This is a genomic window from Paenibacillus sp. fava2 (genome assembly GCF_058313675.1).
Genome location: NZ_CM177755.1, coordinates 3670086 through 3684544, shown reverse-complemented (window position 1 = coordinate 3684544; position 14459 = coordinate 3670086). Strand labels below are relative to the sequence as shown.

Genomic DNA, 14459 nt, shown 5'->3' with positions numbered 1-14459 from the left:
AGGCCAGCCGAAATTTTAGGCCAGCCTGTCTTTTATAAAGTAATTGTCTTGGTGGCAATATTCCGGCAGAATTCACGGTCGTGCTCCACAAACAGCAGTGCAGGTGCGGATTCCAGCAGCAGCTCCTCGATCTGCATACGGGAAAGGATATCAATGAAATTCAACGGCTCATCCCAGATATACAAATGGGCCTGCTCACTGAGACTCCGGGCGATCAGCACCTTTTTCTTCTGTCCTCCGCTGAAGGACGCCATATCCTTTTCAAACTGTATCCTGGAAAAATCAAGCTTGCGCAGAATCGCCTTAAACAGGCTTTCATCAACTTCATGCTCCCGGGCGTATTCAGTTAAGCTGCCTTGCAGGAATGAGGTGTCCTGTGATACATAGGATATTTTTAGCTGGCTTCCGGTCCGCAGCGTTCCAGTATAGCTGATGTCCTCACCAGTCAGCAGCTTGAGCAGACTGGACTTGCCGGAACCGTTTTTACCGGAGATGGCGATCCGCTCCCCCTGTCCGATAACAAAGCTAACGTCACTGCACACAGCCCGCTCCCCGTACTTGATAGAGATATGATCAAATTCAGCCAGCTGGTTTTTGTGATATGGAAGAGCGGTAATTTTCAGGCTGTCGGAGCTCTCTATATTCTTCAGCAGCTTCGATTTGTCTTCTATCGCACTTTGCTGCCGCTGCTCAATGGATTTGGAGCGCTTCATCATCTTGGCGGCCTTGTGTCCGACATATCCCTTGTCAAGCTTGGAGCCGGAGTTGCGTGTACCGTTTTTCGACTTTTCCACCTCATCCGACCAGCCCCCTGCACGCTTGGCAGCGTCTGACAACCGCCGGATGTCCGCTTTCAGCTTATCATTTTCCGCGAGCTCATAGGCATCCTGACGCTGTTTATTTTCCCACCAATCGGAGAAGCTGCCTTTTTGAATATCGATACCGGTTTTATTGATGGACAGGATATGATCGACACAGTTATCCAGAAATGCACGGTCGTGAGATACCAGGATGAAGCCCTTTTTAGTATTGAGGTACCCGCTGACGAGCTGCCTTGCCTCCATATCTAGATGATTGGTAGGTTCGTCGATCAGCAGAAAGCGGTCTTCCTTCAAAAATAAAGCTGCCAGCAGAACCTTTGTCTGCTCTCCGTTAGACAATGAGTCAAACGGCCGGTAGAGCACATCATCCGCTTCAACCTTCAGCAGGGATAATTCGCGCACGAACTGCCACTGCTCCGCACCCGGACAGACCTCCTCAAGGATATCCATGGTCAAATACTCAGGGTGCTCAACCCTGAACGGGAAGTATTCGAAGCCGACCTTTGCTGAAATGGTTCCGCTGTATTCATATTTGCCCAGCAGCAGATTCAGAAATGTTGTCTTGCCCCGGCCGTTTCTCCCTGTAAAGCCCAGCTTCCAGTCCGTATCGAGCTGAAAGCTTGCTTTCTCAAATATATTATCGTAGCTGCCGTCGTAGGCAAATGTAAGATTCGACACATTAATTAATGACATGCAAGTAACCCCCTGTACCAAATAAAATGAGCTGCAAGAAGGCAGGCCTCCGCAGCTCAAATAAATACAGCAGACCCGGCCCCTTGCATAAGGGGCGGATCCGGCTATTATTCTGAGTGAAAGGATGCAGAACCTTCTTGCACATAAAGCATAAAACACACAAAGCCAAGGCGGCCCTGCGGAAAGCTGTTTTATTGATTTATATAAGCGCAAGAAATCCTACATTATCCTGTCAGCTCCTGTCATTAGTATAGTCTTGTTTATTATACACATTACCTTCAGCGTTGACCACCCTCCCGAATCAGCGCCCGGGCACAGCCTCCTCCGCATCATAATCTGCCACGATCAGCATATCCATATGACGGGCCCTGCGCAGCAGAAAATGAACAAGGCTTTCCTTGAGCAGCATACGCCATATGGGCCTGCGTGACTGTCCAAGGATCAGCTGGGTTGTATTCACCTCGTTCATCCGGGCCAGCAGCTGCTCATGCATGTGTATGCCTCTGCCGGCTTCAGCGGTTTCCAGCCTGCCGCCCAGCCGCTCGGTCAGCCTGCGCAGCATATCCAGCCGCTTTTGTCCCGTCTCATCCAGCGGGGCGCCGCAGTGCACATAATGTACGTACCATTCAGCCTTGAGCCGGTGGGCAATCCGGAAGCCCCGGCGGATCAGACGCTCCGCCAGCTCTCCAAGGTCCACACATACAAAGATTACCTCCTGCCTGCTCCACGGTCCGCGCAGGGAGGTATCCCGGTCCCAGGCTTCCAGCCGCTCATCCACATCATCGGCAATCTCCCGCAGCGCCAGCTCGCGCAGGGCTATCAGATTCCCGATCCTGAAAAAAGATTCCAGCGCCTGTGTCACCTTCTCGGAGGCATAAATCTTGCCTTCCCGCATCCGCTGCTGAAGCATTTGCGGGGTGACATCAATCAGCTCAACCTCCCCTGCCATTCTTAGCAGGGCATCCGGTATAGTCTCCCGTACCCGCACCCCGGTCAGCTGGGCTACAGCATCATTTAAACTTTCAAGGTGCTGCACATTGACTGTAGTAATGACGGAAATCCCGTTCTCCAGCATCCGGATAACATCCTCATATCGTTTTGCCGTGCGGCTGCCGGGCACATTGGTATGAGCCAGCTCATCCACCAGCACCACCTCCGGGTGCCGTTCGATGATCGCAGCGGTATCCATTTCTTCCAGCCGGGTTGACTGATACAGGATTTGGGCTCTCGGAATCTGCGGCAGCCCCCCGGTTTGTGCCTGGGTGTCTTTTCTGCCGTGCGTTTCCAGCAGGCCGATAACCACATCAATTCCCCGGCTCAGCAGCAGGTTGCCCTCCTGCAGCATTTTGTAGGTTTTACCTACGCCGGGCGCGGCACCAATGTAGACCTTCAGCGTCCCGCGCTTTATGGTTTCAATTCTGCGTTCCAGCTCCGGCCCGCTAAGGCGGTGAAACGGTTCACCGGCCGGAACAGGCTGCGATTTCACCGGCAGTATCCGCTCGCCGTCCTGTTCCGCCCGGTCGGCCATCAGAAACACATCAATATTCCGTGTCCTGCGCAGCACGCGGTTGGCTATGGAGCCCTGCCAGCGTTCCTGCCAGCGGCTTTTGGCGGAGTGCCCCATGACAATACGGGTTACCTTGTTCTGTACCGCATACCTGACCAGCACCGACGGCAGCTGGCGGAGCTGCTTCAGCGGGAGCTCCTCAAAGCTGCCGTCCACCCGCTCAACCAGTTGAATGATGGAGCGCTTAAAGGCCTGCTGCTCCCGGCTCAGCTTACGGCCGGGCAGGACAAAGGTCACCACCTTCAGGTCACCGTTCAGGCGTTTGGCGATCTGCTGCCCGCGCCTGACATACAGGGAACCGTTCCAGTGGTACTGGCTGGAGACCAGAATCCGCTCACTGGCTCCAGAGGGACCGGTGAGCCCGTGGGCTTCACGGTGCTTTTCCAGCGTTTCATTGACCCCCTCCGCTACCAGGCGCAGTGACAACTCCCGGAGCACACCGAGATTCCCCCGGCGGGACATGGCCGGATGGGCGGCATCCCCCAGAATCCCCTCCTCCATCCGCTTCAGGATCGTTTCCGGAGATACATCGATCAGCCTGACTTCATCCGCAAGCTCCAAGGTATCCAGCGGAACCGTCTCCGCAGCACGGATACCCGTTTTTTCATAAACAATTTCTCCAACACCGCCAAGCTCATATACGTTGACGGTAGTAATTACACTGATTCCATTGTCCATGAGATAGCGGATGTCATCCAGCCTTGCCGGAAAAGCTGCCCCGCTGCGGTTGCGGTGCGCCAGTCCATCAACCAGCACCACCTCCGGATTTCGCTCAATCAGTGCCTCCAGCGGCAGATCCTTATACTCCCTGCCGTCCTGGTGCCAGTGAATACTCGGGATCCTTTCCAGATCCGCTATCTGCTGCATCGTTTCCGGCCGTCCCATCGTAGATACTGCACTTATAACCACATCGATACCCTGCTGCTTCAGCAGCTTGCCTTCCTCCAGCATATGATAGGTTTTCCCTGAGCCGCTTACAGAGCCGATGATGATCTTTAATCTGCCCCGGTGAAGCTTATAGATGGAATACAGAATCTCCTCCGGGGTTTTGCGTTTGTAAGGCGCCATTGCTGCGTCTCCTTTCGCCAAACCGGCAAATGCCCTGCCCGCAGCTTGCTCGGACAAGGCAATATATGCGGAATTATCTCTTTGTTAACTCAGATAAAGCAAGGTTGAGCTTCAATACATTGACCCGCTCTTCCCCGAACAGGCCGAGATCGCGCCCCTCGGTTGCCTCCGTGACTAGCTGTCCGAGCTGTTCTGCGGAAATGCCGGTCTGGCCGCTGATCCGCGGAATCTGGACACGTGCTGCCGCGGGTGAAATATGCGGGTCCAGGCCGGACCCGGAATTGGTAATCAGGTCCACCGGAAGTTCGCTTACAGGAACATCCGGATTATCCTTTTGCCACTGAACAATACTGTCTTTGGTCCGCTGCAGCATATCGGGGTTGGACGGGCCGTAGTTATTGGAACCGGAAGCCTCAGCCTTATAGTCAATGCTCGATATACGGCCATGGAACAACGCCGGATTGCTGAAAGACTGCCCGATCAGCTCAGAGCCGACGGTCTCACCGCTGCTGTTCTTCAGCAGGCTGCCGTTAGCCTGGGAAGGCAGAAGCACCTGGGCGAGTGCTGTCGAAGCCAGCGGATACAGAATCCCGCAGAGAATAATCATTATGACACTGAGCCGGAGTATGACGAAAAACGCAGAAGCTTGGTTTACAGCCGGTTCCCGGCTGGCGTAGTCTGTTGTTCGCTCCATTTTTACAATACATCCTTTCGTAAAATCTTATTCTTATGCATTAGATCCAGATGCTTACGATCAAATCAATCAGCTTAATACCGAGGAAAGGTACGATGACCCCGCCGAGCCCGTAGACCAGAATATTGCGGCGCAGCAGCCGGGTAGAGCTCATCGGCTTGTAGGATACACCTTTCATCGCCAGCGGGATCAAGAGCGGAATGATAATGGCATTAAAGATAAGGGCGGATATAATAGCCGAACCTGGAGAGCCCAGGCCCATGACATTCAGAACTTCCATTTCCGGGATCGCCAATGTAAACATTGCAGGAATAATGGCGAAATATTTGGCAATATCATTGGCGATGCTGAAGGTGGTCAGCGCACCGCGCGTCATCAGCAGCTGCTTGCCGATGGCTACGACCTCGATAATCTTGGACGGATCGGAATCCAGATCGACCATGTTGGCGGCTTCCTTGGCGGCAGACGTTCCGCTGTTCATTGCCAGACCTACATCTGCCTGGGCCAGTGCCGGCGCATCGTTGGTGCCGTCGCCGGTCATTGCTACCAGCTTGCCCTCCTGCTGTTCGCGGCGGATCACTTCGATTTTGTTCTCCGGTGTGCTTTCGGCAATAAAACCGTCTACTCCGGCTTCAGCCGCGATTGTAGCGGCGGTAAGCGGGTTGTCACCGGTGCACATAATCGTTTTGATGCCCATTTTGCGCAGCTCCTCGAACCGCTCCTTCATCCCCGGCTTCACCGTATCCTTCAGGTAGATAAGCCCGTAGATCCGGTCGTCCACGGCTACAGCAAGCGGCGTTCCGCCTTTGCCGGCAATGATGTTCGCACTCTGATCCAGATTATCAGGGAGTATGCCTCCCTGGGCGGCGACCCAGCGCTTGATGGAATCGACAGCACCCTTGCGCACCTTCCTGCCGTCCGGCAGATCCATGCCGCTCATCCGGGTCTCGGCCCGGAATTCAATAAACTCCGCATCAGCCGCCAGCGTGGCATCATAAGTATTGCCCAGCTTTTTGACGAGCTCAATAACTGACCGCCCTTCGGGCGTCTCATCCTTGAGGGAGCTGACTGCTGCCCACACAGCCAAGTCTCCGGCAGTTTCCTGGCCAACCGGAATAAACTCGCTCGCCATCCGGTTCCCGAAGGTAATGGTTCCGGTCTTGTCGAGAATCATCGTGTTAATATCACCTGCCGCCTCCACCGCTTTGCCGGACATAGCCAGTACATTAAACTGGGTTACACGGTCCATTCCGGCAATCCCGATGGCAGAGAGCAGCCCTCCGATTGTTGTCGGAATCAGGCAGACCAGCAGCGCAATCAGAACAGGAATTTCCAGGTCCACCTCAAGATAGGCGGCGATGGGACGCAGAGTCACTACGACAATCAGAAAGATAATCGTCAGGCTGATCAAAAGCGTGTTCAGCGCAATTTCATTCGGCGTTTTCTGCCGCTTCGCTCCTTCTACCAGCGAGATCATCCGGTCCAGAAAAGACTCTCCCGGATCGCTGGTTATCCGGACTTTAATTTCATCACTGACCACTCTCGTTCCGCCGGTAACGGAGTTGAAATCGCCGCCAGCTTCCTTGATGACCGGAGCGGACTCGCCTGTAATCGCCGATTCATCGACCGAGGCAAGCCCCTCAATGACTTCCCCGTCCCCGGGAATCAGCTCACCCTGACGGACAACTACGACGTCACCTTTACGCAGCTCAGAAGAAGCAATGACCTTTATACTGCTGCCGGATAGCTTGTTTGCAGCAATGTCCTGTTTGGTTTTTTTCAGCGTGTCCGCCTGGGCCTTACCCCGCCCCTCGGCCAGTGCTTCCGCAAAGTTGGCGAACAGTACGGTGACCAGCAGAATGAAGAAGACAGTGATATTGAAGCCGATGGCATCAGCTGCGTTAAAATATCCCGGAAGCAGAACCATTAACAGCACGATAAATGTCCCGATTTCGACGACGAACATTACCGGATTTTTGATCAGGGTGACCGGGTTCAGCTTCACCAGACTATCTATGGCTGCCGCCCGGACCATCGGTCCGGTCAGCAGCTTTTTTTTCTGTACAGTACTCATGTATGTTCTTCCTCTCCCCTAGCGTAGAGTCAAATACTCGGCGACCGGCCCAAGCACGATTACCGGCAGGAATGTCAAGGCACCGATAATCAGCACGGTGACAATCAGAATACCGGTAAACAGGCTGTTGTCGGTGCGGAATGTCCCGATGGTTTCCGGAACAGGCTGCTTCCTGAGCAGTGAGCCGGCCACCGCCAGCAGGGCAATAATCGAAACATATCGCCCGAGCAGCATGACAGCCCCTGTCATTACGTTCCAGAAGGTGCTGTTATCGGCAAGCCCTTCAAAGCCCGAGCCGTTATTCGCTGCCGAGGAGACATACTCATACAGCACCTGCGTCATTCCGTGGTAGCCGGGATTACTGATTGCCCCATGGCCGAGCTCCGTCAGGAATGAAGCACCTGTCGGAACCAGGATGATCAGCGGGTGAATCAGGATGGCAACGGCAATCAGCTTCATTTCCCTGGCTTCAATTTTGCGTCCAAGGAACTCCGGCGTCCGGCCGACCATCAGCCCGCAGAGGAAGACCGCCAGGATGGCATACATCAGCATATTGATCAGGCCGACCCCCTTGCCGCCGAACACATTGTTCAGCATCATCAGCGCCAGCGGTGTAATACTGCCGAGCGGAGTCTGTGTATCATGCATGTTGTTCACACTTCCTGTTGTCGCTGCAGTTGTAACTGTCGTGAACAAAGCGGACTGCGGGATTCCGAAACGGACCTCTTTTCCTTCCATGCTGCCTTGAGAAGCATCGACTCCCAGTGCATTAACCGCCGGATTCCCGCTGCTCTCCGCATAAAGATTAAGTGACAGCAGCAGCACAAACAACGTCATCATGGCGGCAAAGATGCCCCAGCCCTGCCGTTTATTTTTGGCAAACAGGCCGTACATATAAGGAAGTGCTGCGGGCGGCATCCACATGGACAGAATTTCAATCACATTGGTTAGCGGTGACGGGTTCTCAAACGGATGCGCCGAGTTGGCTCCGAAAAAGCCGCCGCCGTTCGTCCCCAGATGCTTGATCGATTCCAGCGACGCTACAGGTCCGATTGCTATTTGTTGTACCTGACCTTCCATCGTTGTTACCTGCAGTGTAGGATGAAGTGTCTGCGGGACTTGCAGAGCAACCAGAACCAGCGTCACCAGCAAAGCCAGTGGTAAAAACACCCGGACATGCGCTTTAACGAAGTCCTCAAAAAAATTCCCGAGCGTTGCTCTGCCGGTAATCCCTCTTACAAAAGCAACGGCAACCGAAAAGCCGCTGGCTGCGGAGGTGAACATCAGCATCGTTATTACCGCCATCTGCGAGAAGTAGGAAAGCCCAGTCTCCCCGCTGTAATGCTGCAGATTCGTATTGGTGATAAAGCTGATTACTGTATTGAACGTAAGCGATTGTTCCATTCCGACAATGCCGTTCGGGTTCAGCGGCAGTGCGGATTGCAGCCGCAGAATAAGATACCCGAAGGCAACCAGCACAACATTGGTAGTAAGAAAGCTTAACGCATAGGTTTTCCAGGACATGCCCGGACGTTTTTTCAATCCGCTTAATGCATAAATCCCCCGTTCTGCTCTGCCGAAAATCCGGTCCGTCCGGTTCGGTTCATTAGAAAACACATGGTATAAATAAGTGCCTGCCGGTTTAACCAGCAGCAGCAGAATCGCTATGACTACAATAATCTGCACAATGCCCACGCAAATGGCCCTCCTTCATATCGCACATCTGTAATTTAGAATTTCTCGGGATGAATCAAGGCGTACACCAGATAGAAGAACAACAAAAGGACTGCTATCAGCACCACAGTCATGACCGGGCCCCCTCCTTGTCCTCTGCAACATGGCCGCACCACTTCACAAAAGCGTAGAACACTCCAAAAATGACAGCCAGCGCCCCGGCCATATACACATCCATCATCGCCTCCGCTCCTCTCCATAACGTTTTCTCTTTCTTTTCTGCTTACAGCGTAACATTTCTGCCATTAGGCCTGGGTTAGGGTTTCATGCGGCACAATTAATATGGCATTAAGATTTACCTGAGGTGAAGGCCTGGACCGCTTCCTCGGCTTTCCGGACAGCCTCATCGTCCTCTGCTTCAGCCATATTCCGCAGATCACGCAGCTTGAACAACCGTTCGGCAGAAAAAAGCAGCACCAGGATCATCGCGGCTACACCCGTTGTTTGCAATACATTATTCATCATTTTTAGCTCCCCTTTAGTGTTAGTAACTTGAAGTAAACTTCATGCTTCCAGCGTACTACTCCTGCCGTTAGTTCTGGATTAGAGTAGCTGCCGGAAAATATAGATTCCATTAAAAATCAAACGGATTTCTCCCATTAGTCTGCCCCGCCTGTCCCGGACAATAACAAAAAAAACCATACTCATATGAGTATGGCCAGGCTGTCGAGAAAGTCTCGACAGCCTTCTTCATGTGATTTAGATTTCATACGACACCGCGTTAATGTTGTATAATATAGGTAACTAATTATAAAACGGATGGTGTGTCAAAGATGCTGCGTTCCAATCGAGAAAAACAACAAGCTTTCGAATTTGTTTCCATTGAAGATTTGGTTCCCCAAGACCACTTGCTTCGCAAGGTGGATAAATATATAGATTTTTCGTTTATTGATGAGAAGGTTAGACCCCTGTACTGCTCGGATAACGGGCGCCCTGCGATTGATCCAGTCGTGCTGTTCAAGATGATTTTCCTAGGGTACTTCTACGGCATTCGTTCCGAACGTCAGTTAGAACGTGAGGTCCAAACAAACTTAGCTTACCGTTGGTTTCTTGGACTGGGGTTAAGCGACAAGGTTCCAGACCACTCCACGATTAGTTGGAATCGGCGAACCCGATTTAAAGATACGAACATTTTTCAGGATATTTTCGATGAGATTGTGCTTCAGGCCATTTCGCACAGGATGGTGGGGGGACGGGTTCTTGTCTCAGATTCTACTCACGTTAAAGCGAATGCGAATAAACACCAGTACACGAAACAACAGGTACTGCAAAACACCAAGGATTATGTGGATGAGCTCAACGCTGCCGTAGAGGCAGACCGGAAGAACCATGGAAAAAAGCCTTAAAACCTAGAGAGGAAGTGAAAGAAGAAAAAGAAATTAAAGTGAGCAAGACCGACCCCGACAGCGGATACATGATCCGCGACGGTAAACCGGAAGGCTTTTTTTATCTGGACCACCGGACGGTAGATCTGAAATACAATCTCATTACGGATGTCCATGTCACGCCCGGAAATGTCCATGATTCCGTGCCGTATTTGTCGCGTCTGGACCGCCAGCAGGAACGTTTTGGATTTGAAGTGGAGGCCATTGCACTAGATTCAGGTTATTTAACAACGCCGATTTGCCGCGGTCTGCAAGACCGAAAGATCTTTGCCGTTATTGCTCACCGGAGATTTCATTCCAAGCAAGGGCTGTTTCCCAAATGGAAGTTTACTTTTGACGCTGAGCAAGAGATGTACATCTGTCCAACCGGCCAAGGACTGAAGTACCGCACAACGGACCGCAAAGGCTACCAGCAGTATGCGTCCGATCCGGAACAATGCAAAAGTTGTCCGTTTTTAAACCAGTGTACGCAGTCCAAAAACCACCGAAAAGTGGTAACCCGGCATGTCTGGGAGGACAGCAAGGATTGGGTCCGGAACAACCGGCTCAGCAAGTCAGGCAAGCAGTTGTATCGCAAACGAAAAGAAACCATTGAGCGAAGCTTCGCGGATGCTAAAGAGCTCCATGGGTTTCGCTATTGCCGGTTGCGCGGACTACCAAATGTCAGGGAACAAGCGCTGATGACGGCAGCTGTGCAGAACATGAAGAAGATGGCGATCCACCTGGATCGCCGGGAAAAACGGGGTTAATCCCCTCATTTTCCCGTTTGCAGGTCGTTATTGAAATACAAAAGAAACCCATGTCATTTAAAGACCTGGGTTTCTCGACAATCTGACCATACTCATATGAGTATGGCCTTGTTACCCTTCATCAGTGGAAATGATTAAGTTTGTTATATTCTCAGCCCGATTTGATGTCCTCACCGCTCTGCAGCATCCTATACCCTACTCCGATATGAGTCTGGATAATTTTGGACTGTGCTGACTGCGGCTTTTCGATCTTTTTGCGCAGGGTTGCCATAAACACACGCAGCGCCGGTACATCGTAGGTCAGACTGCCCCAGATTTCCCGCAAAATATAATTATGTGTGAGGACCTTCCCTGCATTCTTGGCGAGCAGGCAGAGCAGCTTGTATTCAATCGGTGTCAGATGAATTTCTTCCTGGCCCATCCAAACGCAGCCGGCGGCGTAATCGATCTTCAGGCTTCCATTGGTAAAAACGGACGCATCCTTCTGCAGCTTCTCGCTGTCATAGCGGATCCGGCGCAGGCTGACCCGCAGTCTGGCCAGCAGCTCCTCGACACTGAACGGCTTGGTCAGATAATCATCGGCTCCGGCATCCAGCGCATCGATCTTGTCTCTGTCCTCGCTGCGCGCGCTCACCACGATGATCGGCAGGTTGGACCATGACCGTACTTTGCGGATAATCTCCACACCGTCCATATCCGGCAACCCAAGATCCAGAATCATCAGATCAGGCTGATTCGAAACGGCCTCCAGGATAGAGGCCTCCCCGGTTTCCGCCGTGTGGTATTTGTAGCCCTGTGTTTCCAGTGTTGTTGTAATCAGCTTGCGGATTGGCTTGTCATCCTCAACGACAAGAATCAAAGGTTTATTCATGAACGTTCACCTCCTCAGCCTGCAGGGTAAAGCTGAAAACAGCCCCCTGCGGAATATTGTCCGTTACCTCCATCGTCCCTCCATGGGCATGCACGATGGATTTGCATAAAGATAATCCGAGACCCAAGCCCCGGCGTCCGTCACCGCGCAGATTATCGGCTGTATAGAACATATCGAACAGCTTGGTCTTTGCCTCCTCCGGTATGCCGGGGCCGTCGTCGGCTACAGTGACCCGTACCAAATCCCTTTCCCGCTTCGCCGATACTGTAATGGTGGAGCCGGCTTGTGTATACTTGATCGCATTGTCCACCAGGTTGATCAGCACCTGTATAATCAGCCGGGAATCCATCCGGGCCATCAGGAGCTCATCCTCGAGCTTTGTCAGGATATTATGCTCTGCGCTGCTGCGGTTTACATGCAGCAGGGCTTCAGCGATAACCTCCTCCAGCAGCTCGGCCTGAAAATACAGATTCAGGCTGCCGTTATCGATCCTTGTAATGGACAGCAGATTCTCTACCAGATTGATCAGCCACATCGAATCATCGTAAATATCGGTGTAGAGCCCGATCTTCTGTGCTTCACTGAGGACTCCCGGGTTCGCCAGCAGGATACCGGCATTACCGGAGATGCTGGTGAGCGGGGTCCGCAGATCATGAGAGATGCCGCGAAGCAGATTCGCGCGCAGCTGCTCCTGCCTGATCTGGATTGAGATTTCCTTTTGCCTGCTGCTGAGCAGCTCCTTCTCCAGTGCAATGGCACATTCGCCGAGCATGGCAATCATCAGGCTTTTCTCAAAGATGCCGAGCGGCTCTTCCCGGTCCATGACGATGCCGGCGACCGCGAACACCGTATCCCCTGCACGTACTGCATGGTACAGGCAGCTGGCTGCTGAGAAGGTATCCGTAGTTGCTCCGGCCCGCTTGTTATTTTTGTACACCCAGTCGGCGACAGCCCATTCATTCACTCCGGTATACTCTGACGCTGCTACTGCGGCCTCAGGCTTGGAGTAGATCAGCGGATCTTCAAGTCCTTCCGGACCGGCCGGATAAAAAATCACAGTCCGGTCCACCAGCTTGACCATCTGGACAGCGGTTTCCTTTATAATCGCCTCCGAGCCTTCTGCCTGCTGCAATTTGCGGCTTGTTTCCAGCAGAACTTCTGTCCGGTAGGCTTTTTGCGCAGACTGTCTGGCCTGTTCTTTGATCCGCATCGCCAGCGTACTGCTGATAAACGAAGCTGTAAGCATAACCAGAAACGTCACCGGATAGCCGGTGTCCGCTGCAACCAGCGAGTAGTAAGGTTCTGTGAACAGATAGTTGAAGACGAGTACGCTCAGGATAGAATTTGCCGCGCTGTACAGCCTTCCGCTTGTAACAATGGCATTTAGCAGAACTCCCAGAATATATACAGTGATAATATTCGCTTCACGAAATCCGAGATGCTTGAACCAGAGGCCGATCAGAGTACAGGCTGCCAGTATGACAAGTGATTTCAGGGCATCTTCCGTTGAGAAGCCCTTGGGTTTCAAATAGGAAGGAAACTTGTTATACCGTGCCGGCTGGGTATCCGGAATAATATGAACATCAATATTCGGTGCCAGCTCTGTCAGTTTATCCACGATATTGGTTTTGGCTATCCATCTTTTTTTGCCGCTTCGCGGACGGCCGATGACGATCTTGGTTACCCGGCTGGAGACGGCGTATTCGGCAATCTGTCCCGGTATATCGTCGCCGTAGACTGTCGCCGGCTGGGCGCCCAGCTGTTCGGCCAGACGCAGGTTTTCCCGGAGCTCTGCCTTGCTCTTGTGAGTCAGCTCTTTGCTTCTGGGCGTTTCCACGTATAATGCTGTAAAAGCCCCCCGGAAAGCCTCGGCCATTCTCGCGGCTGTGCGGATCACTTTTTTGCTGGAGGAAGCTGAAGAGATACAGACCAGAATATGGTCTTCTGTATGATAGGCCTCCTCAGCAGCTCTGTCACCGGATCGCCGGGTAATCCGCCCCAGCTGATCTGCGGTATAACGCAGGGCGATTTCCCGCAGGGCAATCAGCTTGCTTTTGACAAACACCTGTGCAAGGCTTTCGTGCTGCTCCTGCCCGTCTGTAACAAGCTTCCCCTTATACAGACGGTCCAGCAGATCATCCGGCGGAATATCAACCAGCTCAATCTGGTCGGCCCCTTCAAACACGCTGTCGGGAATCCGCTCCTGCACAGTCAGGCCGGTGATGGCTGCGACAATATCATGCAGACTTTCAAGGTGCTGCACATTAACCGTTGTATATACATTGATTCCTGCACGCAGCAGCTCCTCAATATCCTGATACCGTTTCTTGTGCCGGCAGCCCGCACCATTATGGTGGGCCAGCTCATCCACAAGGATCAGGCCTGGCCGCCTGTGCAGAGCTTTATCCAAGTCAAATTCCCGGGAAGGAAACGCAAGCCTCGGCAGCAGCTCCAATCCCTCCATCAGCGCCTCCGTCTCCGGACGCTGGTGCGTTTCAATATATCCCGCAACAACGTCCTTCCCGTCTCTTTGCTCATCATGCGCAGCATTCAGCATGGCGCATGTCTTGCCTACCCCTTCCGCGTATCCGAAAAAGATTTTCAGCGTGCCGCGTTTTTTCCTCTGAGAGCTGTCTAAACCCTGCTCTTGGATTGGAACAGCGCTGTTCCGGTGATGTGCCATATCGATTCCCTTTCCGGCATGTAGTTGCTGTTAGCTAGTATAGCATGTGCAAAATCAGCATAGTATTACAACTTCGGCCTCAGCATTAAGATTGCATTAAGACGGGGGCCACACATAAAA

Annotated in this window: 10 protein-coding genes; 1 reads left to right on the top strand and 9 read right to left on the bottom strand. The window is 52.6% G+C overall.

Going from position 1 to position 14459, the window contains the following annotated elements; translation table 11 throughout:
* Positions 1–32: 32 nt before the first annotated feature.
* From AC4G46_RS15880 to AC4G46_RS15850, 7 genes are all read right to left on the bottom strand, one after another.
* Positions 33–1514 carry an Lsa family ABC-F type ribosomal protection protein gene (locus AC4G46_RS15880; protein ID WP_491123573.1) on the bottom strand — a complete coding sequence of 494 codons (1482 nt, stop codon included), beginning with the start codon at positions 1512–1514 and terminating at the stop codon, positions 33–35.
* A 301-nt stretch (positions 1515–1815) separates the two neighbouring features.
* Positions 1816–4149, bottom strand: coding sequence for a histidine kinase (locus AC4G46_RS15875; RefSeq protein ID WP_491123572.1), 2334 nt, complete (start codon positions 4147–4149; stop codon positions 1816–1818).
* Positions 4150–4222: 73 nt separating this feature from the next.
* Positions 4223–4843, bottom strand: coding sequence for a potassium-transporting ATPase subunit KdpC (gene kdpC, locus AC4G46_RS15870; protein WP_491123571.1), 621 nt, complete (start codon positions 4841–4843; stop codon positions 4223–4225).
* 40 nt (positions 4844–4883) lie between these two features.
* Positions 4884–6917 carry a potassium-transporting ATPase subunit KdpB gene (gene kdpB / locus AC4G46_RS15865; RefSeq protein ID WP_491123570.1) on the bottom strand — a complete coding sequence of 678 codons (2034 nt, stop codon included), beginning with the start codon at positions 6915–6917 and terminating at the stop codon, positions 4884–4886.
* 18 nt (positions 6918–6935) lie between these two features.
* Positions 6936–8612, bottom strand: coding sequence for a potassium-transporting ATPase subunit KdpA (gene kdpA, locus AC4G46_RS15860; protein ID WP_491123569.1), 1677 nt, complete (start codon positions 8610–8612; stop codon positions 6936–6938).
* A 35-nt stretch (positions 8613–8647) separates the two neighbouring features.
* On the bottom strand, positions 8648–8725 hold the full coding sequence (locus tag AC4G46_RS15855) for a potassium-transporting ATPase subunit F (protein ID WP_376744625.1): 78 nt from the start codon (positions 8723–8725) through the stop codon (positions 8648–8650).
* A 214-nt stretch (positions 8726–8939) separates the two neighbouring features.
* A complete protein-coding gene (locus AC4G46_RS15850; RefSeq protein ID WP_491123568.1) occupies positions 8940–9116 on the bottom strand; it encodes a hypothetical protein in 177 nt (58 codons plus the stop codon).
* Positions 9117–9424: 308 nt separating this feature from the next.
* Between AC4G46_RS15850 and AC4G46_RS15845 the strand changes: the two genes are divergently transcribed.
* Positions 9425–10785 (top strand): IS1182 family transposase gene (locus tag AC4G46_RS15845; RefSeq protein ID WP_491123567.1). Its coding sequence is split into 2 segments (ribosomal slippage): positions 9425–9995 and positions 9995–10785, totalling 1362 coding nucleotides; the frame shifts between segments, so codons are not numbered across the junction.
* A 151-nt stretch (positions 10786–10936) separates the two neighbouring features.
* Here AC4G46_RS15845 and AC4G46_RS15840 read toward each other — a convergent pair.
* Together AC4G46_RS15840 and AC4G46_RS15835 are read right to left on the bottom strand one after the other, a co-directional pair.
* A complete protein-coding gene (locus AC4G46_RS15840) occupies positions 10937–11656 on the bottom strand; it encodes a response regulator (protein ID WP_221801127.1) in 720 nt (239 codons plus the stop codon).
* Positions 11649–14339 (bottom strand): ATP-binding protein, encoded by a 2691-nt coding sequence (locus AC4G46_RS15835; RefSeq protein WP_491123566.1) that lies wholly within the window; start codon positions 14337–14339, stop codon positions 11649–11651. Before AC4G46_RS15835 ends, AC4G46_RS15840 begins: the two co-directional genes overlap by 8 nt.
* Positions 14340–14459 lie beyond the last annotated feature (120 nt).